The organism is Amycolatopsis plumensis (assembly GCF_042652605.1).
Lineage (GTDB): Bacteria > Actinomycetota > Actinomycetes > Mycobacteriales > Pseudonocardiaceae > Amycolatopsis > Amycolatopsis plumensis.
Genome location: NZ_JBHSJY010000001.1, coordinates 9,215,003 through 9,235,849, shown reverse-complemented (window position 1 = coordinate 9,235,849; position 20,847 = coordinate 9,215,003). Strand labels below are relative to the sequence as shown.

Here is a 20,847-nt window from a genome sequence, read left to right as displayed (position 1 = left end):
GTCCCGGGAGCCCGCGGCCGTCAGGGCGCCGGGAACTCCACGGCGACGTCCGCGGCGTCTTCGAGCACCGCCGGGTCCGGGTGGCCGCCGCCGCTCGTCGCCTCGGCGATCACCAGGCGGGGGCCGTCGAGCCGGGACTCGTAGTGGTCGCCGGTGAACCGGACGCCCGCCCGCTTCAGCAGGGCGTCGGGCACGGCGTAGATGTTCCCGGTGCCGTCGCGGTCGGCCAGCTCCCGCAGGTCGCGGGCCTCGGCGGCCTTCGGCATCCGGACCCACGCGATCGTGACGACGACCGTGTTCCCCCGGCCGTCGCCGACGGCCAGCAGCATGCGCGAGAGCGCCTTGCACGGATGGCGCACGAAGAACTGCTGAACCTGCCCGAACGCGTACGGCGCGCACTTCAGCTCGCGCTTGACGACCTTTTTGATCGTCTTGAGACCGAGCCGTTTCATCGCGTCTTCGTGCCGGCCTTTGCGGGCCGATTCCTTGCTGGAATTGCGGGCTTTCAGGGTTGATCCGCCGCCGGATTCGAGCGAAGCCGCGCCACCGCCGGTGCCCAGCGCCGTCCCGCCGGCCGCGGCGGCGCCGACGACCGCGGCGGTGAGCAACGCAGCTTGCCCTTTCTTCGGTTTGTCCGCCCCGAACGGCCTCGGCTTGCCGCCGACCATGCGCACCATCGCGAGCTCCCGTTCCCTCCCCGGTCCGGAAGGTCCGATCCTGCGTCGGAAACCGGAAGAGGGGAATGGTCGTCGCCCGAACGGCGCAGCGACCGTCCGGGCTAACCCGCGTTGACCGGTTTCCCGCTTTCCCGCGCCTCCTGGGCCCCGCGCACCGCAAGCCGGTCGGCTCGCTCGTTTTCCGGGTGCCCCGCGTGGCCCTTCACCCACAGCCATTCGACCGTGTGGCCGCCGATCGCCGCGTCCAGGCGCTGCCACAGGTCCGCGTTCTTCACCGGGGCGCGCGCCGCCGTCTGCCAGCCGTTGCTCTTCCAGCGGGGCAGCCACTGCGTGATGCCGTTGCGCACGTACGTGCTGTCCGTGTACACCCGCACCTGCGACGGCCGGGTCAAGCTCTCCAGGGCGCGGATCGGCGCCGTCAGCTCCATGCGGTTGTTCGTCGTCGGCGTGGCTTCGCCGCCGTACAGCTCGCGCTCGTGCCTGCCGTAGCGCAGCACCGCGCCCCAGCCGCCCGGTCCGGGGTTCCCGCTGCACGCTCCGTCGGTGTAGATCTCCACGTCCACGGCGGCGACCCTACCGGTCGCGCCCCTCGCCGAAGACCGCCACGCCGGGTTACGGTGAACCTCCGGAGGGGAACGATGAGCGGGCACGACGACGCGGGCGAAGGGGCGCTCCTGGCCTACCTCGCCGAAGCCGATCGCGAGTACCTGCTCGCCAGGGGCACCCGCCGCCGGTTCCGCGCGAACGACGTCGTGCTCATGGAGGGCGACCCGTCCGACCACGTCCACGTGCTGGTCTCCGGCTGGGTGCGCGTCTCCACGATCGTCGATGACGGCCGCGAAGTGCTCTTCGGCCTGCGCGGCCCCGGCGAGGTGCTGGGCGACCTCGCCGCGGTCACCGGGCGGCCGCGGTCGGCGTCGGTCCGCGCGATCGAACCCTGCACCGTCTTCCAGCTGAAGGGCGCCGATTTCGTCGACGTCCTGCACGCCCGGCCGGCGATCGCCATCGCCACCATCAAGACGGTCGCGGCCCGGCTCCGCAACGCCGAGTCCGCGCGCGTCGACGCGGCCGCCTTCGACGTCAGCCGCCGGGTCGCGGTGGTGCTGGTCCGGCTGGCCGAGGAGCACGGCCGGACCGTGCCGGACGGCGTCGTCGTCGACGCGCTGTCGCAGGAGGACATCGCCGCGCAGATCGGCGCGGCCCGGCGTACCGTCGCACGGGCGCTGCGCGTGCTGCGGGAGCGCGGGATCGTCGAGACCGGCCGTCGCCGGTTCCTCATCCGCGAACCCCGCGTCCTGCGGGCCTTCGCCCGTTCTGAGCCAAACGGCACACAACGCCCGTGACAGCGGGCATCTGAGGAAACCCGTCGCCCGGCGATCCTGGAACCCGGCCGGAAAGAATGCGATGCCCACCGGCCGGATTCCATTTCGAGCGAGGTCGGGGAGTCCTTGTCGTGAACGTCTACTGCCGGATTTTGACCCTGGTGAAATCGGTCTTCGCCGCGTTCTTGGTCGGTGCCGTCGCGGGTTTCGCGGTGGCCGCCGGAACCGCGGCGGAGCCCGCCGCGCCGGCGTTGCACGGTTCCGCGCCGCTTCCCGCCTCGGCCTGGGTACAGCGATGAGGAGGTGTGTCTGATGGAGAGTCACTCGATCTGGGCCCTGATCTTCGGGGTCAACTGAGCCGCGGGTGAGACCCGGCCGGCCGGCTCGTGGGGGGCCGGCCGGCCGGGTATTCGCCGAATGGCGGTGTCCGGATTTTGTCCTGCTTTCGGAGAACGGAAACTGCTAACGTGGGCAAATCTTCCGCGCGGGGACGAGGGGGTGGGACGACGGAAGAGCACACCCTCCCGTTCGTGCGCGAGCTCAACGAACTGCGCCGCGGCCGCGGCCTCGACGCGGCCGACCTGCACCAGCGGATCGGCCCCTGCCTGCGGGCGGCGTGCGCGATCACCGAAACCGACCAGCCGGTCGCCGCGCGCCAGAAGCTCGTGCTGCGGCTGACCGAGCTGTGCGGACGGCTGCCGCCGGACCTGAAGCTGGCCGCGCTGGCGGCGCTCGGCCTGCACGAGGAGGCGGCGGGGGAGTTCCTCGACCGGCGGATCTCGTGGCTGGCCAGCGTCCTCGACCGCGACCCGCGCACCGCCCGCCGCCGGATCGACCTGGCGTTCCGCCGGCTCGACGAGCTGCTCGGCGCGCCCGGACCCCGCAGCGACCTGCACCCGCTGGCCGGCTGGTACGTCGAGTCGATGAAGGCGATGCTCCGGCTCGACCGCGACCCGCCGGAACTGCAGGAGGAACGCCGGATCGTCGCGGAGGTCGACGAGCTCGACGAGCTGGTCCTGCCATTCAGCGTGCCGGCCGAACCGGGCAGCGACCCGGTGCCGGACATCACCGCCGACGCGCTGTTCGGCGGCGAGATCGTCGAAGCGCGCCAGGTGTCGGCGAGCCACGCCCAGTTCGTGATGCGGCTGCCGAACCCGCTGCGGCTCGGCCAGCGCCACGAGTACGGCATCCGGTTCACGCCGCGGCGCACGGAACTGCGGCCGTACTACGCCATGACGCCGTTGCGCCGCTGCGAGCACTTCGCGGTGCGGGTCCGGTTCGACCGGGCGGCACCGCCGTCGCGGGTGTGGCGCCTCAACGGCGTGCCGGGCCGGGTGGTCGACGACGGCGTCGACTCGGGCGACGCGCTGATCGTCAACCGGGTCGGCGAGGTCGGTCTCGAGTTCCACGACCTGCACCAGGGCCTGAGCTACGGGCTGCAGTGGTCCTTCGACCCGCCGGCGGGCTGAACCGTCCGGATGCTGGGACCCGGAATAGCGGCGCCCGCGGCGGGTTGGCACCGTCGTAGCCGACGGAAGGGGCCCGCGATGAGCACGTTCACGAGCGAGTGGCAGGACTGGAAGGCCCGGCGCGAGGCCGACCTGGCCGAGCCGCACGGCTGGCTCGCCCTGGTGTCGCTGGACTGGCTGACCGACGCCCCGCGCGAGTACCCCGGCATCCCGGGCCGCTGGTGGCAGGACGCCGACGCGGCCTACGTCGACCCGGCCGGTGCGTCGCTGGCGCACGAAGGGGAGCCGATCACCGGCGTCCGGCGCTTCGAGCTGGTCAACAGCGGCGCGGGCACGCGGGTGCTGGCCGGCGACGTCGAGATCGAGGTGGCCCGCCGGTCGGGCTACCTGATCCGCGTCCACGACCCCAAGGCCGAGGTGCTGCGCGAGTTCCGCGGCGTCCCGGCGTACGAGCCGTCGCCGTCCTGGGTGCTGTCCGGACGGTTCGAGCCGTTCGAGGCGCCGCGCCCGACGACGGTCGGCGCCGTGGTGGAGGGCTTGAGCCACGTGTACACGGCACCGGGCGTGGTCCGCTTCGAGTACGAAGGGGCGTCGCACACCCTGACCGCGTTCAACGGCAAGGACGGCGGCCTCAGCATCCTGTTCACCGACGGGACGAGCGGCGTGACGACCTACGCGGCCAACCGGTCGCTGCCGGTCGGCGCGCCGGCGGCGGACGGCTCGGTGACGCTGGACTTCAACCGCGCGGTGAACCTGCCGTGCGCGTTCACCGACTTCGCGACGTGCCCGCTGCCCCCAGCGGGCAACCACCTGCCGTTCGCGGTCGAGGCGGGGGAGAAGACGCCGTACGAGCGCGGCTGACTCCCCCGCCTGCCGGGTTCAGTGCGCTACGTCGATGACGACGCGGTTGGGACCGGTGAGCGTGAAGACGTTCACCGCGGTCCGCGTCCGCACCCCGATCCCGATCGAAGTCTGCGCCTCGAAGTCGCCGGTGAGGGCGATGGCCATGACGTTGGTGAGGTTCCGCGTCCGGAACTTCTGCAGCCCGGTGTAGGTGGGATTCCCGTTCGCGTCGTGCGCGACGAGCGGGAAGGCGGAGACGTTGATGAAGTACTCGCCGGTGAGCCACACGATCTCCCCGGACGGGTCGGCGGTGAGCTCGTCGACGAGCTGGTAGTTCAGGTTGCCCGGCACGGTCCCGGCGGACAGGTCGAGCACGATCCGGTCGAACCCGGGGTTGAGCCCGGTCCGGATGTTGATCAGGGCGGGCGTGGTGGCGGCGGCCTGGGCCGCCCCCGCGGCGGCGAGCGTCCCGGCGAGCAGCAGCGTGACGGCGACGAGCGCACGCCGGACGGGTCTGGACATAGGGGCCTCCTGGCGAAGCGAACCGATGGAAGTCCCAGCGCTGGGTTCGTGGAAGACGCCCGGTTCGTCCGGGAAGTTGTCCCCGTGCCCCCTATCGTTACCCGGCTGCTCCGAACGTGTCCGTGACCTCGTCGACGACACCCCACCAGAGGAAGTCGCGGGCCCGCGTCGCCGCGACGAGGCGCTGCCGGTCGCGCAGCTCCGACGCCTCTTCCGCGGCCGCCCCGCTTTCGCCCGCCCTGGCCGGGAACTCGACGACCAGGACGGCCTGGAAGTCGAGCCCCTTCGCCCGGTGCACGGTGCCGACCTTGAGGTGGTCGTCCGGGGCGCCGGAGTAGTCGTCGAGGGACAGGACGGGAACGCCGGCCTCGCGCAGGATCCGGCGGCACCGCACGAGGTCCTGGCGGTGGAAGAGGATCAGCGCGGTCTGCCCGAGCGGGACGGTCAGTCCGGCGATCCGCCGGGTCAGTTCGGCCGCGAGGTCCGCTTCGGTGCCACGCCAGGACACCGCCGTCCCGCCGGTGTTGCCCGCTTCCGCGTTCTTCAGCGCGATCCCGGACGCGCCGTCGAGGTCGTCGACTTCGTTGCGGGCGTCGAACCGCTGGGCGAAGGCCAGCACTTCGGTGCGGTTGCGGTAGTTGACCCGTAGCACCTCGCCCCGGCCCAGGACCGGGATGCCCGCGTCGGAGAGCCGCCAGCCGCCCGGGTACACCTGCTGCTGGCCGTCGCCGACCAGGAGGAGCTGGTTCGGGCCGGTGCCGGCGAGCTCCTTGATCAGCCGCAGCCCGTTCAGGGTGATGTCCTGCACCTCGTCGACGACCACCGCGGCGTACCGGGTTTCCAGCGGCTGCCGCCGCAGCTCGGCCAGCGCGATGTCGATCACGTCGTTGTGGTCGTGCAGACCGCGCTCGGCGAGCATTTCCTGGTACGTCTCGTAGAACTGCCACACCGCCGTCTTCTGCTCGGCGCCGAGCCGGACTTCGCGCCCGCGCCTGGTCGCCGGACGGCGGTACTCCTCGAGCGTGGTGAATCCGCGGCCCTTGATGACGCGGTCGAGTTCGGTGCGCCAGTACTCGTCGTGCCGCTCGATCGGCTCCAGCACGGCGCGGTGCCGCGACCAGGCGCGGCCGAACGCGGTCCGCACCCCGCGCGCGTCGACCTCGACCGGCCGTCCGCGCGCGGTCAGGAACCGGCGCACCCAGGCGTGGAGGTGGAGGAACTCGGCCCGGTCGCCGAATTCCGGAGCCAGCCGGCGGAACGCGGCTTCGTGGACGGGCGGCAGGGTGCGCACGAAGGTGGTGAAGAGCACGGGGCCGGAAGTCCGCCGGGCGACGTGCCGCAGCCGGTGCAGCGCCACGACGGTCTTCCCGGTCCCGGCCGGCCCGCTGATCCGGGCGGGACCGCGGTAGTCACGCGTGACGATCGCCCGCTGGTGCGGGTGCAGGAAGGTCAGCCACGAGTCGAACGGCCGCAGCTGGGCGGCGGCGACCTCGGCTTCGACGAGCCTTCCGGCGTCGAGGAACCCCTCGGCGGCCTCGGTGCGCCCGGGCGCTTGGACGCGCAGGGGGACGTAGCCGGTGAGGATCTTCCCGGCCTGCGCGGCGATCGCGTCGATCTGGCGCCGGTTGAGGTGCGGCGCGGACGGGGTGAGCAGCTTCGCCAGCTCGGTCTCGGCGACGACCCGGAACGGCCCGGGATCCCGGAGGGAGGTCCTGGGGCCCGGGGTGATGAGCACGAGGTGGACGGCACTGCCGGTGAGTTCCCGGCCGCGGCCGTCCCGGATCCCGGCGCAGCTTTCCTCGGCGTGCCGGACGAGCGCCTGCCGGTGGTCCGGCGGACGGGCGGCGATGGTGACGGCGAAGAGTCCTCCGGGGCCGACGAGGAAGGCGTCGGCGCGGGAGTCGGGTGGATCGGCGCGCACGAAGAGGCGCCAGTGGCCTGCGGTCTCGACGAGGAGGGCGGTGAGGATCCGGCGCCGGTCGGGGCCCAGCCGGGGGACGTGCTCGGTCAGCAGCGCCGACGCCTGCTGCTGGAGCACCCGCTTGGCGTGCTTGCCGATCCCCACCGGCCCTCCCCGTCGAGACTTCCGGTCACCAGCCGCGCTCGCGCCACTCCGTCAGCTTCGGCCGCTCCGCGCCGAGCGTCGAGTCGTCTCCGTGGCCCGGGTAGAACCACGTCTCGTCCGGCAGCTCCCCGAAGATCCGCGTCTCGACGTCGTCCAGCAACGAGGTGAAGTTCTCCGGCGACGACGTCTTGCCCACCCCGCCCGGGAACAGCGAGTCCCCGGTGAACAGGTGCGGGTGCCCCGCCGGGTCGCGGTACAGCAGCGCGATCGAACCCGGGGTGTGGCCCCGCAGGTGGATCACCGACAGGGTGACCTCTCCCACCGCCAGCGTGTCGCCGTGCTCGACCAGGAAGTCCGGCGGGACCGGCAGCGGTTCGGCGTCCAGCGGGTGGGCCGCCGTGTTCGCGCCGTTCGCCCCGGCCACCGCGCCCAGCGCCTGCCAGTGGTCCTGGTGCTGGTGGGTGGTGACGACCGTCTTCAGCGACGGCCGGTCCGGGCCGTGGCCGATCAGGTCCGAGATGCGCTCCGGGTCGTTCGCCGCGTCGATCAGCAGCGCCTCGTTCGACGAACGGCACACCAGGAGGTACGCGTTGTTGTCCATCGGGCCGACGGACAGCTTGGTGATGGTGAGCGCGTCCAGGGTGCGCCGGGTGGCGTCGCCGCCCGGGTCGACGTGCCCGGTGTAGGTGTCCACGATGTTCACCGTGCACACGGTAGTCGTTTCGTTCCAAGCGGTTCCACCCGCACAAGCGCGCGGCTGCCCCGCCACGTAGGCTCATCGCGAACCCCGCCAGCCCCGACCTCAGGACGACCGTGCCCACCTCCCCGACGCCGCGCCGGATCAGCTGGGACCTCCTCCGGGTCGTCGCCGTCTTCGCGGTCGTCCTCGGGCACGTCACCCACCAGGGTGCCCTCCTGCACCCGGAACTCACGGGGTACCCCATCAGGGTGACAGCGCAGTTCGGCGCCGCGATCCTGCTGGTGATCTCCGCCTTCTTCGTTTGCGCCAGCCTCCGCAAGGGCAATCCCGGCCGGTGGCTGTGGAACCGCGTCGCGCGCCTGGTGCCGGCGTACCTGGTCGCCGTCCTGGTGACGTACGTCATCACGCGGTGGGCCGCCATCTCCTTCAGCGGCCTGCCCTACCCGCCGGGCGTCACCGGGTTCCTCTTCGGCGTTCCGCAGGGGCCGCCGACGAACCCGTCGCCGTGGTACATCCCGACCTGGCTGGACCTGGTCGCCAACCTCGGCATGGTGCAGGAGTGGGGCATCCGCTGGGACGCCTTCTACTACCTCGACGGCTCCTACTGGACGCTGCCGGTGCAGCTGCTGGCCTTCACCGGCGCCGCCCTGCTGTGGCCGCGGTCGTGGCGGACCCACCGGCTGACCGTCGCCCTGCTGTGGGCACTGATCCTCGTCCCGCTCGCGCTGCGCTTCCTCGTCTTCCCGCCGGGGACGGCCGGGCCGGTCGTCGAGACGTTCTTCTACGGCCTGGGGCTGCACCGCCTGCACGTCTTCGCGATCTGGCTGTGGGCGCAGCGGCGGCTGAAGACGTGGCACATCGCCCTCTTCGTGGTGGCCGCGGTCGCCGCGCAGGACCTGCAGGTATTCCCGTTCCACGTCGCGCTGCCGCAGGACGCGCTGCGCTGGCCGTCCACGATCGGGTTCGCCGTGCTGCTCCTGCTGGTCTGCGTGGCCGCCCGCGGCGCGGACTGGCGGTTCCCCGGGCTGGCCCGGATCGCCCCGGCCGTCACCTGGCTCGCGGGCATCTCGTATGGTCTTTATCTGGTGCACCAGGAACTGGGTTACATCCTGGCCCGCGCCCTGCTCGACCTCGGCCTCCCCGGCTGGCTGCGGCTCCCCGCGGTCGTCGGCGCCGCCGTGCTGGCCGGCTGGGCGGTCACCGCGGGGGTCGAACGCCCGGCCCACCGGTGGCTCACCAGACGCCGGAAGCCAGAAGAACCGCAGGTCAAGGACGCGGAACCCGTTTTTGTCGGTGGTGGCTCGTAGCATGGATCGCGGCCACCCGTGCAGCCGTTCCAGGCGACACAGACCGGGTCGGCGACCGCACTGAAGAAGACATTGAGAGGACCCTGGCGTGGCTGATCGCCTCGTTGTTCGCGGTGCCCGCGAGCACAACCTCCGCGGCGTGGATCTCGACCTGCCCCGCGACAGCCTGATCGTGTTCACCGGCCTGTCCGGGTCGGGGAAGTCGAGCCTCGCCTTCGACACCATCTTCGCCGAGGGGCAGCGCCGCTACGTCGAGTCGCTCTCGGCGTACGCCCGCCAGTTCCTGGGGCAGATGGACAAGCCGGACGTCGACTTCATCGAGGGCCTCTCGCCCGCGGTGTCGATCGACCAGAAGTCGACCTCGCGCAACCCGCGCTCGACCGTGGGCACGATCACCGAGGTCTACGACTACCTGCGCCTGCTCTACGCCCGCGCCGGCAAGGCGCACTGCCCCCAGTGCGGCGAGGCGATCAGCAAGCAGACCCCGCAGCAGATCGTCGACCAGGTGCTGGAGATGGACGAAGGCGTCCGCTTCCAGGTGCTCGCGCCGGTGGTGCGCGGGCGCAAGGGCGAGTACGTCGACCTGTTCGAGAACCTGCAGCAGCAGGGCTACGCGCGCGTGGTCGTCGATGGCACGGTCCACGCGCTCACCGACCCGCCGAAGCTGAAGAAGCAGGAAAAGCACCAGATCGCCGTGGTCATCGACCGGCTGAGCGTCAAGTCGAGCTCGCGGCAGCGGCTCACCGACTCGGTCGAGACGGCGCTGCGCCTGGCCGACGGGCTGATCGAGCTCGAGTTCGTCGACCTGCCGGAGAACGACCCGCACCGGATCCGCGGCTTCTCCGAGAACCTGGCCTGCCCGAACGGCCACCCCCTGGCCATCGAGGACCTCGAGCCCCGCTCGTTCTCCTTCAACTCGCCCTACGGCGCCTGCCCCGAGTGCACCGGCATCGGCATCCGCAAGGAGGTCGACCCGGAGCTGGTGGTCCCGGACGACGAGCTGTCGCTGGCCGAGGGCGCGATCGCGCCGTGGTCGGGCGGGCAGAGCGCGGACTACTTCGTCCGGTTGCTCGAGTCGCTGTCGGAGACCATCGGGTTCCGGATGGACACGCCGTGGCGGAGGCTGCCGGCGCGCGCCCAGAAGGCGGTCCTGCACGGCGTCGACGAGCAGGTCCACGTCCGCTACAAGAACCGCTACGGCCGCCAGCGCTCGTACTACGCGAACTTCGAGGGCGTCATCCCATTCCTCGAGCGGCGGCAGGAGCAGACCGAGTCCGAGTACATGCGCGAGCGGTACGAGGGCTACATGCGCGAGGTGCCGTGCCCGGCCTGCCAGGGCACCCGGCTCAAGCCGGAGATCCTCGCGGTGACGCTGGAGCACAAGACCCGCGGCGACATGTCCATCGCCGAGGTCTGCGCGCTGTCCATCGCGGAGGCGTCGCAGTTCCTCGACGAGCTGGAGCTGGGCCAGCGCGAGGCGATGATCGCCGGCGCGGTGCTCAAGGAGATCCAGGCGCGCCTGCGCTTCCTGCTCGACGTCGGCCTGACGTACCTCTCGCTCGACCGCGCGTCGGCCACGCTCTCGGGTGGTGAAGCGCAGCGCATCCGGCTCGCGACGCAGATCGGTTCGGGCCTGGTGGGCGTGCTGTACGTGCTCGACGAGCCGTCGATCGGCCTGCACCAGCGCGACAACCATCGGCTGATCGAGACGCTGACCCGGCTGCGGAACCTGGGCAACACGCTGATCGTCGTCGAGCACGACGAGGACACCATCCGCTCCAGCGACTGGGTGGTCGACATCGGGCCCGGCGCGGGCGAGCACGGCGGCCACATCGTCCACAGTGGACCGTACAAGAAGCTGCTGAAGAGCAAGGAGTCGCTGACCGGGCAGTACCTGTCCGGCCGGCGCAAGATCGAGGTGCCAGCCATCCGGCGGCCGGTCGACAAGAAGCGGCAACTGACCGTCGTCGGCGCGCGCGAGCACAACCTGCGCGGGCTCGACGTCTCCTTCCCGCTCGGCTGCCTGGTCTCGGTCACCGGCGTCTCCGGCTCGGGCAAGTCGACGCTGGTCAACGACATCCTCGCGACCGTGCTGGCGAACAAGCTCAACGGCGCCCGCCAGGTGCCGGGCCGCCACACCCGGGTCAACGGCCTGAACAACGTCGACAAGCTGGTGCGGGTCGACCAGTCGCCGATCGGGCGGACCCCGCGGTCCAACCCGGCCACCTACACCGGTGTCTGGGACCACGTCCGCAAGCTGTTCGCGGCGACCACCGAGGCCAAGGTGCGCGGCTACCAGCAGGGCCGGTTCTCGTTCAACGTCAAGGGCGGCCGCTGCGAGGCGTGCGCCGGCGACGGCACGATCAAGATCGAGATGAACTTCCTGCCGGACGTCTACGTCCCGTGCGAGGTCTGCAAGGGCGCCCGGTACAACCGGGAGACCCTCGAGGTGCACTACAAGGGCAAGACGGTCTCGGACGTGCTCGACATGCCCATCGAGGAGGCCGCGGAGTTCTTCGAGCCGATCAAGGCCATCCACCGCCACCTGCAGACACTGGTGGACGTCGGCCTCGGCTACGTCCGGCTCGGCCAGCCGGCGCCGACGCTGTCCGGTGGCGAGGCGCAGCGCGTCAAGCTGGCCAGCGAGCTGCAGAAGCGCTCGACCGGCAAGACGGTGTACATCCTCGACGAGCCGACCACGGGTCTGCACTTCGAGGACATCAACAAGCTGATCGGCGTGATCAACGGCCTGGTCGACAAGGGCAACTCGGTGATCGTGATCGAGCACAACCTCGACGTGATCAAGACCTCCGACTGGATCATCGACATGGGCCCCGAGGGCGGCTCGGGCGGTGGCACGGTGGTCGCCGAGGGCACCCCGGAGCACTTGGCGGACATCGAGGACAGCTACACCGGCCAGTTCCTCAAGACGGTCCTCTAGGCCCTGATGCAGTGAATGACTCATTCCTGGCTTCCGGCGCCAGGAATGAGTCATTCACTGCGTTTCCTTGCCGGTGCTCTGGTGGACCACGGGGGAGAGCGGGCCGTAGTGCAGGGCGCGCAGCTGGAAGGCCGAGCCCGCTTCGCCGGGCAGGAGTGACAGCGCACACGTCGTGACGTCCGGCCCGGTCACCTCGACCGGGTCGAACTCCGGCGCGCCCGGACGACGGATTTCCAGCAGGAAACCGGCTTCGTCGCTCGCGCGGTCGGCCCACGTGAACGTCACCGTGTCCCCCGAAACCACCGTGCTCAGGTCCGTCGAGACCGGGCCGGTGAACGGCTGCACCCGGTAGTAGAACGGCGTCTCCGGGATCAGGTCCGGGTGGTGGTAGCTCGTCGTGTGCGCGGGGAGGAACCGCAGCGTCGTCCACGGGCCGGCCGGGTCGTTGGCGTACTCGACGCGGTGGCCCGCGCCGTCGTCCGGCCAGCCGAGCACGACGTCCGTCGGCGAAGTCAGGGTCGCGGTGAAGGAAGGTGCGGGCGCGGAACAGCCCGCGGCCAGCAGCGCCACCAGGACGAGGGGTTTGACGGGCACGGCGGCCTCCCGGACGGGCGAGGGCGGCGGTGCGGACGTGCTCACCTTAGGAACCCCGGCCGCACGGCGACAAGATCGTGCCGATCACCGGGACACACCAATCCGGCGGCGAACCGGCACCGAATGGCGCGAAAACCGGGCTGAACCGTTTCGCGCCTGCCTCCGTGTTCTGGGTGTCGAGGTCCACCGGACGGTGGAGCCGCCCTCACCGAGGAGAGAACGTCATGAACCGTATCCGGCCGGTGGTCGCCAGCGCGGTGGCGCTGTTCGCCGTCGCCTCGTTGTCCGCCTGCGGTGACATGGCCGACGGCGCCCAAGGGCCGCAGCACGGGGAGCCGGGGCACAAGATGCTCCAGGTCGCCACGGTCGACGGGGTGGGCGCGGTGGTCACCGACGCGGACGGCAAGACGCTCTACCGGTTCGACAAGGACATGTCCTCGCCGCCGACGTCCAACTGCGACGGCGACTGCACGAAGTCCTGGCCGCCGATGCTCGCCGGGGTGGCGACGCCGATGCTCAAGGGCATCCAGGACACCCAGGTCGGCACGGTGACCCGCAAGGACGGCAGCAAGCAGATCACGCTCAACGGCTGGCCGCTGTACGAGTCCGCGAGCGACAAGGTCACCGGTGACATGAACGGCCAGGGCGCGAACGGCATGTGGTTCGCCGTCGCGCCGGACGGCAGCAAGATCACCGCGAAGAGCAAGGCCGGCGGCGCCGGGTACTGACCTACGACGGGTTTCCGGGCAAACGAGGAAGGACGGGCAGCCGATGAACACCATGGTCGCGCTGCGCTCGGCGCACGCACCGCCGGTGGAGCTGAGGGTTGCACTACTGTCCTCGACGACTCAGAACACCGTCGGGAGGACGAGGGTGGCCATAGGAGGCAGGCGGCCTAAGAAGGCCAAAGGCGAAGACCTCATTCGGCAGCTGTACGCCGAACACGGGCGAAGCCTGCTGGCCTACGCGACGAGGCTGACCGGGGATCGGGCGGCGGCCGAGGACGTGGTCCAGGAGACGCTCGTCCGTGCTTGGAAACACGCGGACGATCTGCAGAACGACGGGAAGGGCTCGGTGCGCGGCTGGTTGCTGACCGTCGCGCGCAACCTGGTCACCGACCGGGCGCGAGCACGGGCGGCGCGGCCCCAGGAGGTGGCCGAGCCGGCCGAAGGCGTGCCGACCCCGGCCGTCGAGCGCGACCACGCCCAGGGCGTGGTCGACTCGATGACCGTGCTCGGGGCGATGGACGGACTGTCCAACGAGCATCGAGAGGTCCTGGTGGAGATCTACTACCGGGGACGGACGGTGGCCGAAGCGGCGAGAACACTGGGCGTCGCACCGGGTACCGTGAAATCAAGGTCTTACTACGCACTACGAGCACTCAGAGCAGCGATGATTTCGAGCGGAACGGAGGTGGCGCGATGAACTCGGTGGACGAGAGTCACACGCAGCTCGGCGCGTACGCCCTCGGCGCGCTCGATCCCCACGAGGCGGCCGACTTCGAGCGGCGGCACCTGCAGACCTGCGCGCAGTGCCGGTTCGACCTGAACGAGCTCGTGGCCCTGCGCGACTCGCTCGACGAGGTGCCGCCCGAGGCGTTCCTCGACGGGCCGCCCGAGGGCGGGGACCTGCTGCTGCAGAAGACCCTGCGCCGGGTGCGCGACGAGGAAGAGCGCGTGGCGCCGGCTCGCTCCGGTGGACGCCGGGGCCTGGCCCTGGTCGCGGCGGCGGTGCTGGTGGTGGCCGCCCTCGGTGGCGGTGTGCTGGTGGGCCGTCAGACGGCCGAGCCCCCACCGCAGGCGCTTCCCGCGCCACCGCCGTCGGGCGTGCCCGGGACGAAGACCGTCGAAGGCCGGGATCCGACGACCGGCGTGCAGCTGGCCGCGTCCATCATCCCGTTCCAGGGCTGGGTCAAGACGGACGTCAGCGTCAAGGGCGTCAAGGCCGGCGAGAAGTGCCTGCTCCAGGTGGTGACCAAGGACGGCAAGGCGGTGACCGCCGGCAGCTGGCAGGTGTCGGAGAAGTGGGAAAGCCAGGGCTTCAACCTCGACGGGTCGGCACTGGTCGCCCCCGACGACGTGAAGTCGATCGACATCGTCACGGTCGACGGCCGGAAGCTGGTCTCGGCCCAGGTATGACGTGACGGGCGCGTTCTACCGGTTCCACAGCAGGTGGCTGCTGCCGACGAGCGCGCCCGGGCGGGTGTTCGACGTGGTCACCGACCTCGCCGGCTACCCGCGGTGGTGGTCGGACGTCCGCGCGGTGCGCCGCGTGGACGACGACACCGCCGAGCTGGTTTGCCGGTCCCGGCTGCCGTTCCGGATCGTCGTCCGGATGCACCGGGACCTCCAGGACGAGCGCAGGGGCCTGATGCGGGTCAGGCTCAGCGGCGACCTCGACGGGACACTGGCGGGAGCGGTCCGCGCGGCGGGCGCGGGCACGCTGCTGGAAATCACCCAGGACGTCCAGGCCCGGAAGGAGTTGCTGCGGCGCTTCGACACGGTGGCCCGGCCGCTCTTCCGCGCGAACCACGCGCTGATGATGCGGCGGGGCCACCGTGGGCTTTCCGCCTACCTGACCTGACCCGCTTGGGTCAGGCCTGACCGGCGATGCAGACCTCCTGCTCCGGAGCCGCCGGAGCCGCGGAAGCGGGCTTGCGGGTGCGGCGGCCCAGCACCAGCCCGCCGAGCACGACCGCCGCGATCAGGAAGCCCGCGCTCACCCCGTAGGCCAGCCGGTACCCCGCCGCCAGCGCTTCGCGGTGGTCCAGCGCGCTCAGGCTCTCCGTGCGGGCCGCGGCCACCGCGGCCAGCACCGCCGTGCCCACTGCCGCTCCCACCTGCTGAGTCGTGTTGATCAGGCCCGACGCGACACCCGCGTCCTCCGCCGGGACGTCCGCCATCGCCAACCCCATCAGCGCCGGGATGGCCGCGCCGGCGCCGAGGCCCATCAACAGCAGCGGGGGCAGGACACTGGTGAAGTACGAGCCGGACACCTGCGTGAGCAGCAGCAGGCCCACGATCACCAGGCCGAGGCCCGACAGCAGCACCGCGCGGGGGCCGAACCGCGCCGCGAGCTTGTCCGCGAAGCCGAGCGACGCCACCGCGATGACCAGCGGCACCGGCAGGAACGCGACGCCGGTCCCCAGCGCGTCGAGGCCCAGCACCTGCTGCAGGTACAACGCCGTGACGAACTGGAAGCCGAGCATCCCGGCGACCATCAGCACCATCACCACGTTCGCGCCGGCCACCGCGCGGATCCGGAACAGCCGCAGCGGCAGCAACGGCGTCCGCGCCTTCGCCTGCCGCACCGCGAACGCCCCGAGCAGGACGACCGCCGCGGCCACCGCGCCCCAGGACGACGCCGAAATGCCGTACACGCCCAGCATCACCGCGGCGGTGACCAGGAGCGCGCCGAGCACGTCCAAGCCCGCCCGCAGGCCCGTCCCGCGGTCCGGCGCGACGACCCGAACGGCCAGCAGCAGCGCCGCCACGCCGATCGGCAGGTTGACGTAGAACGTCCAATGCCAGTTCAGCGCCTGCGTCAGCGCACCACCGGCGATGAGCCCGATCGACGCGCCCGCCGCCTGCGTGAAGCTGTAGACGCCGATCGCCTTCGCCCGCGCCCGGGGCTCGGGGTACATCATGACGATCATCCCGAGCACCACGGCGGACGCCAGCGCGCCGCCGACACCTTGCGCGAACCTCGCCGCGACCAGGATGCCCGCGTCGGCGGCCAGGCCCGCGACCAGGGAAGCCAGCGTGAACAGGCCCAGCCCGCCGAGGAAGACGCGGCGGCGGCCGACCAGGTCGCCGAGCCGCCCGGAAAGCAGGAGCAGGCCGCCGAACGCGACCAGGTAGGCGGTGAAGACCCACGAGAGCCCGGCGGGCGTGAAGCCGAGGTCGGCCTGGATCGACGGCAGCGCCACCGCGACGATGCTGCTGTCCAGCACGACCATCAGCGAGGCGGCGCACAGCACCGCCAGCGCGAGGCCGCGGGAGCGGGTGGGGTGGTTCTCGGCCATGTCAGGCCCCTCCAGTCGAGAGTTCCCCTGGTCGTCGCCAGGGCACTTCTTGTAACAGTGCCCATCATGTGTGACCATGGGGACGCGCGTAAGGAGGCACTTCCATGTCCCAGGGGAACATCGGTGTACCTGTCCAGGTCACCGAGATCGACCCGGAGAAACTCGACGTCTGCACGGTGCTGGAGGTCATCAACCGGATCAGCGGCAAGTGGGCGATCGGCATCCTGCTGGAGGCCATCCGGGGCCCGGTGCGGTTCACCGAGCTGGAACGCGCGGTCGAGGGGATCAGCCGCCGGATGCTGACGCTGACCCTGCGCAACCTGGAGCGTGACGGCCTGCTGGTCCGCACGATCTACCCGACCGTCCCGCCGCGCGTGGAGTACGAAGCCACGGCGATGGCGAAGGAGCTCTACCAGTCGCTGAACGGCCTGCTCGGCTGGGCGGAGCAGCACCGCGACGACATCGCGGCCGCCCGCGTCGCCTACGACGCCAACGCCTGAGACGCCACTTTCATAGGGAAAGTGCGGCTTTGCCGCGCAAAGTGGAACGGGCCGCGGTGCGAGGTCGGGGAGACTCGCACCGCGGCCCGCGGTGGCTCGTGCTCAGCGGGGCGTGAGCACGAACGTGTTACTTGGCGGCGACTTCCTCGGGCTCGGGTTGCCGCTCCTCGTCGATCAACGTGGCTTCGTCGAACGGCGCGGTCCCGGCGAACACGCGTTCCGCCTGGTCGCGGTCGAATTCCTTCGTCCAATTTCCGATGAGGACGGTCGCGACGGCGTTGCCGGCGAAGTTGGTCAGCGCGCGGGCCTCGGACATGAACCGGTCGATGCCGAGGATGAAGCCGACGCCGTTGACCAGTTCCGGCCGGTGCGACTGCAGGCCGCTGGCCAGGGTCGCGATGCCGGAACCGCTGACCCCCGCGGCACCCTTCGACGCGATGATCATGAACACGAGCAGGCCGATCTGCGCGCCGATCGACAGCGGCTCGTCCTGCGCCGCGGCGATGAACAACGTCGCCATGGTCAGGTAGATCGCCGTGCCGTCCAGGTTGAACGAGTACCCGGTCGGCACGGTGATGCCGACGACCGACTTGCCGACCCCGAGGTGCTCCATCTTCGCGATCAGCCGCGGCAGCGCCGATTCCGACGACGACGTCGAGAGGATCAGCAGGAACTCGCGGCCGAGGTAGCGCAGCAGGTGCCAGATGTTCACCCGCGCGCCGAGCCACAGCACCAGGCCGAGGACGACGAACACGAACACCAGGCAGGTCGCGTAGAAGCCGATCATGATCACGGCGAGGCTCTTCAGCGCCGCCCAGCCGGTCGCGCCGACCACCGCGGCGATCGCGCCGAACGCACCGATCGGCGCGGCCCACATGATCATCGCCAGGATGCGGAACACCAGCCGCTGGATGTGCTCGACACCGCGCAGGATCGGCGCGCCCTTCGGTCCCAGCTTCTGCAGCGCGAAGCCGACGAGCAGCGCGACGAGCAGCGTCTGCAGGACCTGGCCCTCGGTGAAGGCGGACACGAGCGTCTTCGGGATGATGTGGAGCAGGAAGTCGACCGGGCCGTCGGCGCCGGTGGCGGACTTCTGGACGCTCTTCACGTCGGCGGGGTTGAGGTGCAGCCCCTCGCCCGGGTGCAGCAGGTTGCCGACGACCAGGCCGATGGCGAGCGCGAACGTCGACATCACGATGAAGTAGACCAGCGCCATGATGCCGACCTTGCCGACCTTCGCCGCCTTAGCGACCGAGCCGACACCGATCACGATGGTGCAGAAGATGATCGGCGAGATCATCATCTTGATCAGGTTGACGAACCCGTCGCCCAGCGGCTTGAGGCCCTTGGCGAAACCGGGGAAGAGAAAGCCCACCAGGATCCCGAGCAGGACCGCGACGATCACGGCCAGGTACAGGTAGTGGGTCTTGTCGCGGCGGCGCGGCGCCGCGTCGGGGGTCGGTGTAGGCACCGTTGCCTCCAGCTAGGGGTGTTCGGGTTGCGGCACACTGTAGGCCGAGTCCGGTGATCCGGCTCACTTGTGTTCATTGAGTTCGTGTGATGATCGCACCGTCCCGTTCGGACAGCCGCCCGCGCGATGTGCTGGTATGAGGAGGTGCCCCCGACCGTGCGGTCCCGTTGGAGCCTGGCGCGCCAGCTGCTCGTGCTGCAGCTGGCGGTGCTCTGCGTGCTGGCCGGCGCCGGGATCACCTTCGCCTGGCTGGACGCGCGGCACGCGGTCGAGCAGAACGCCGAGGATCAGGTGAGCGCGATCGCCCGGACCGTCGCCGACGCGCCGACCGTCGTCGCCGCGGTGACCACGCCGGACCCGAGCGCCACGCTGCAGCCGTTCGCGCTGCGCGTGCAGGACGACACCGACGTCGACTTCATCACGATCATGAGCCCCGCCGGGATCCGCTACACCCACCCGACCCCGGCGCTGATCGGGCAGCGCTACATCGGGACCATCGCCCAGGCCCAGCAGGGCCACGACCTCACCGAGACCTACACCGGCTCACTCGGCCCGTCGGTGCGCACGGTCGTCCCGGTGTTCGACGCCGGCCACCGGGTCGTCGCGCTGGTCGCGGTCGGGATCAAGGTCGCGGCGATCTCGGCCGAGCTGCGCGAACGGCTGTGGCCGCTGTTCGGCGTGGCGGGCGCGGTCCTGCTGGTCGGGGCGCTGGGCGGCTGGCTGATCAGCGCCCGGTTGCGGCGCCAGACCCGGGGTGTCGCGCCGGACGAGCTGAGCAACCTCTTCGAGTACCACGAGGCCGTGCTGCACTCGGTCCGCGAAGGCGTGCTGCTCGTCGGCCGTGACGGGCGGATCGGCCTCTGCAACGACGGCGCCCGCACGCTCCTCGGCCTCGACACCGACCCGGTCGGCCGCGACCTGGCGACGCTGGGCCTGCCGGACGGGCTGGCCGAGGCGTTCACGTCGGCGGAGAACCGGGCGGAGGAACTGCACTTGACGGACTCCCGCGTGCTGCTGGTCAGCACGAACGCAGTCCGCTCGGGCGGGCGGGCGCAGGGCACCGTCGTCGTCCTGCGCGACCACACCGAACTGCAGTCGCTGACCGGCGAGCTGACCACCGCCCGCGGTCTCGCCGAGGCGCTGCGGTCGCAGGCGCACGAGGCGGCGAACCGGCTGCACACGGTCGTTTCCCTCGTGGAGATCGGCAAACCCGAGCAGGCCGTCGAGTTTGCCACGGCGGAGCTGGCGTTCGCCCAGGAGCTGACCGACCGGGTCGTCGGTGCCGTCGCCGAGCCGGTGCTCGCCGCGCTGCTGCTGGGCAAGGCGGCCGAGGCGAGCGAGCGCGGGGTCGAGCTGACGGTCACCCCGGACACCGTCATCGACGACGTCTCGCTCGGGATCGAGGCCCGGGACCTGGTGACCATCCTGGGGAACCTGATCGACAACGGCCTCGACGCGGCCGTGCGCGGCACCGGGCACCCGAAGGTCGTCGTCACCGCCCGCTCCGACGAGGACGGCCTGCTGCTGCGCGTGGCCGACAACGGCCCCGGGGTGCCCGAGGACGCCGACGTGTTCCGGCGCGGGTGGTCGACGAAGGCGGAGGACGGCCACGGGCTCGGTCTCGCGCTCGTCGGGCAGGCGGTGCGCCGCTACGGCGGCACGGTCGACATCGGACGGGACGAGGGCGCGGTGTTCACCGTGCGGCTGCCGCGGCAGGCGGTGGCCCGGTGATCCGCGTGCTGGTCGTCGAGGACGAGCCGGTGGCCGCCGAGGCCCACCGCGTGTACGTCGAGCGGCTCCCCGGGTTCGCCGTGGCCGGCGTGGTCCACTCCGGCGGCGAGGCACTGCGGTTCTGCGAGCGCGAGCCGGTCGACCTGGTGCTGCTGGATTTCTACCTGCCGGACACGCACGGCCTGGCGGTCTGCCGGTCCCTGCGCGCGGCCGGCCTGCCGATCGACGTCATCGCCGTGACGTCGGCGCGCGACCTCGGTCTGGTGAAGGCGGCGGTGTCGGTCGGGGTGGTGCAGTACCTGCTCAAGCCCTTCACCTTCGCGACGCTGCGCGAAAAGCTCGAGCGCTACGCGGAATTCCGCGACGCGTCCGGCGAGGTCACCGGCCAGGCGGAGATCGACCGCGCCCTCGGCGCGCTGCGCACGACCGAGCAGCCGCCGTTGCCCAAGGGGATGAGCGTCCAGACGCTGGAGGCGATCACCGACGCCCTTTCCGGCGCGGCGGAAGGACTTTCCGCGGGCGCGGCGGCTTCGGCGATCGGTGCCTCCCGCGTGACGGCCCGGAGGTACCTGGAGTACTTGGCGGACAACGGGATGGCTCACCGCGAGCCGCACTACGGCCAGGTCGGGCGCCCGGAGGTCTGGTACCGCCTGACTCGCGTATAACGGCCTATACTCTGCG

General features: G+C 71.2%; 21 protein-coding genes. 13 read left to right on the top strand and 8 right to left on the bottom strand.

The features are described from left to right. Positions 1-20 precede the first annotated feature (20 nt). Together ACFPLC_RS44485 and rnhA are read right to left on the bottom strand one after the other, a co-directional pair. A complete protein-coding gene (locus ACFPLC_RS44485) occupies positions 21-677 on the bottom strand; it encodes a hypothetical protein (protein WP_378190172.1) in 657 nt (218 codons plus the stop codon). 101 nt (positions 678-778) lie between these two features. Next, positions 779-1,240 carry a ribonuclease HI gene (rnhA, locus tag ACFPLC_RS44480; protein ID WP_310976647.1) on the bottom strand — a complete coding sequence of 154 codons (462 nt, stop codon included), beginning with the start codon at positions 1,238-1,240 and terminating at the stop codon, positions 779-781. A 75-nt stretch (positions 1,241-1,315) separates the two neighbouring features. On the opposite strand from rnhA, the gene ACFPLC_RS44475 reads away from it, so the two are divergent. From ACFPLC_RS44475 to ACFPLC_RS44460, 4 genes are all read left to right on the top strand, one after another. Continuing rightward, positions 1,316-2,020, top strand: coding sequence for a Crp/Fnr family transcriptional regulator (locus ACFPLC_RS44475; protein ID WP_378190169.1), 705 nt, complete (start codon positions 1,316-1,318; stop codon positions 2,018-2,020). A 110-nt stretch (positions 2,021-2,130) separates the two neighbouring features. After that, complete coding sequence (locus ACFPLC_RS44470; RefSeq protein ID WP_378190167.1) at positions 2,131-2,298, top strand: hypothetical protein; 168 nt, start codon at positions 2,131-2,133, stop codon at positions 2,296-2,298. Between the two features lie 231 nt (positions 2,299-2,529). Then, positions 2,530-3,468 (top strand): hypothetical protein, encoded by a 939-nt coding sequence (locus ACFPLC_RS44465; RefSeq protein WP_378190165.1) that lies wholly within the window; start codon positions 2,530-2,532, stop codon positions 3,466-3,468. 78 nt (positions 3,469-3,546) lie between these two features. Then, positions 3,547-4,329 (top strand): DUF1684 domain-containing protein, encoded by a 783-nt coding sequence (locus tag ACFPLC_RS44460; protein WP_378190163.1) that lies wholly within the window; start codon positions 3,547-3,549, stop codon positions 4,327-4,329. 18 nt (positions 4,330-4,347) lie between these two features. Here ACFPLC_RS44460 and ACFPLC_RS44455 read toward each other — a convergent pair whose 3' ends face one another. The 3 genes from ACFPLC_RS44455 to ACFPLC_RS44445 form a co-directional block, all read right to left on the bottom strand. After that, positions 4,348-4,833 (bottom strand): AMIN-like domain-containing (lipo)protein, encoded by a 486-nt coding sequence (locus ACFPLC_RS44455; RefSeq protein ID WP_378190161.1) that lies wholly within the window; start codon positions 4,831-4,833, stop codon positions 4,348-4,350. A 97-nt stretch (positions 4,834-4,930) separates the two neighbouring features. Continuing rightward, complete coding sequence (locus ACFPLC_RS44450; RefSeq protein ID WP_378190159.1) at positions 4,931-6,898, bottom strand: UvrD-helicase domain-containing protein; 1,968 nt, start codon at positions 6,896-6,898, stop codon at positions 4,931-4,933. 25 nt (positions 6,899-6,923) lie between these two features. Next, the gene (locus tag ACFPLC_RS44445) at positions 6,924-7,601 is read right to left on the bottom strand and encodes an MBL fold metallo-hydrolase (RefSeq protein WP_378190157.1); all 678 of its coding nucleotides are present in this window, start codon (positions 7,599-7,601) and stop codon (positions 6,924-6,926) included. A gap of 110 nt (positions 7,602-7,711) precedes the next feature. On the opposite strand from ACFPLC_RS44445, the gene ACFPLC_RS44440 reads away from it, so the two are divergent. Both ACFPLC_RS44440 and uvrA read left to right on the top strand, forming a co-directional pair. Continuing rightward, a complete protein-coding gene (locus ACFPLC_RS44440; protein ID WP_378190155.1) occupies positions 7,712-8,905 on the top strand; it encodes an acyltransferase family protein in 1,194 nt (397 codons plus the stop codon). An 88-nt stretch (positions 8,906-8,993) separates the two neighbouring features. Beyond that, positions 8,994-11,846 carry an excinuclease ABC subunit UvrA gene (uvrA, locus tag ACFPLC_RS44435; protein WP_378190152.1) on the top strand — a complete coding sequence of 951 codons (2,853 nt, stop codon included), beginning with the start codon at positions 8,994-8,996 and terminating at the stop codon, positions 11,844-11,846. Positions 11,847-11,900: 54 nt separating this feature from the next. On the opposite strand, the gene ACFPLC_RS44430 is transcribed toward uvrA, so the two are convergent. Next, positions 11,901-12,485 carry a fibronectin type III domain-containing protein gene (locus ACFPLC_RS44430; RefSeq protein ID WP_378236195.1) on the bottom strand — a complete coding sequence of 195 codons (585 nt, stop codon included), beginning with the start codon at positions 12,483-12,485 and terminating at the stop codon, positions 11,901-11,903. A gap of 179 nt (positions 12,486-12,664) precedes the next feature. Here ACFPLC_RS44430 and ACFPLC_RS44425 point away from each other — a divergent pair, with 179 nt between their 5' ends. From ACFPLC_RS44425 to ACFPLC_RS44410, 4 genes are all read left to right on the top strand, one after another. Further along, positions 12,665-13,168 (top strand): hypothetical protein, encoded by a 504-nt coding sequence (locus ACFPLC_RS44425; RefSeq protein ID WP_191313185.1) that lies wholly within the window; start codon positions 12,665-12,667, stop codon positions 13,166-13,168. A 145-nt stretch (positions 13,169-13,313) separates the two neighbouring features. Beyond that, positions 13,314-13,865 carry a sigma-70 family RNA polymerase sigma factor gene (locus ACFPLC_RS44420; protein ID WP_026469270.1) on the top strand — a complete coding sequence of 184 codons (552 nt, stop codon included), beginning with the start codon at positions 13,314-13,316 and terminating at the stop codon, positions 13,863-13,865. Next, positions 13,862-14,578 (top strand): anti-sigma factor family protein, encoded by a 717-nt coding sequence (locus ACFPLC_RS44415; RefSeq protein WP_378190147.1) that lies wholly within the window; start codon positions 13,862-13,864, stop codon positions 14,576-14,578. The genes ACFPLC_RS44420 and ACFPLC_RS44415 overlap by 4 nt, the downstream gene beginning before the upstream one ends. A gap of 1 nt (position 14,579) precedes the next feature. Then, positions 14,580-15,023 (top strand): SRPBCC family protein, encoded by a 444-nt coding sequence (locus ACFPLC_RS44410; protein WP_378190144.1) that lies wholly within the window; start codon positions 14,580-14,582, stop codon positions 15,021-15,023. Positions 15,024-15,033: 10 nt separating this feature from the next. Here ACFPLC_RS44410 and ACFPLC_RS44405 read toward each other — a convergent pair whose 3' ends face one another. Further along, on the bottom strand, positions 15,034-16,464 hold the full coding sequence (locus ACFPLC_RS44405) for an MFS transporter (protein ID WP_378190142.1): 1,431 nt from the start codon (positions 16,462-16,464) through the stop codon (positions 15,034-15,036). 104 nt (positions 16,465-16,568) lie between these two features. Between ACFPLC_RS44405 and ACFPLC_RS44400 the strand changes: the two genes are divergently transcribed. Further along, entirely contained in the window at positions 16,569-16,964 is a 396-nt protein-coding gene (locus ACFPLC_RS44400) for a winged helix-turn-helix transcriptional regulator (RefSeq protein ID WP_378190140.1), read from the top strand. 127 nt (positions 16,965-17,091) lie between these two features. Here ACFPLC_RS44400 and ACFPLC_RS44395 read toward each other — a convergent pair whose 3' ends face one another. Continuing rightward, complete coding sequence (locus ACFPLC_RS44395; protein WP_378190137.1) at positions 17,092-18,435, bottom strand: cation:dicarboxylate symporter family transporter; 1,344 nt, start codon at positions 18,433-18,435, stop codon at positions 17,092-17,094. A gap of 126 nt (positions 18,436-18,561) precedes the next feature. On the opposite strand from ACFPLC_RS44395, the gene ACFPLC_RS44390 reads away from it, so the two are divergent. Both ACFPLC_RS44390 and ACFPLC_RS44385 read left to right on the top strand, forming a co-directional pair. Continuing rightward, positions 18,562-20,166 (top strand): ATP-binding protein, encoded by a 1,605-nt coding sequence (locus ACFPLC_RS44390; RefSeq protein WP_378190135.1) that lies wholly within the window; start codon positions 18,562-18,564, stop codon positions 20,164-20,166. Beyond that, a complete protein-coding gene (locus ACFPLC_RS44385; protein ID WP_176171321.1) occupies positions 20,163-20,831 on the top strand; it encodes a response regulator in 669 nt (222 codons plus the stop codon). The genes ACFPLC_RS44390 and ACFPLC_RS44385 overlap by 4 nt, the downstream gene beginning before the upstream one ends. The last annotated feature ends 16 nt before the right edge of the window (positions 20,832-20,847 follow it).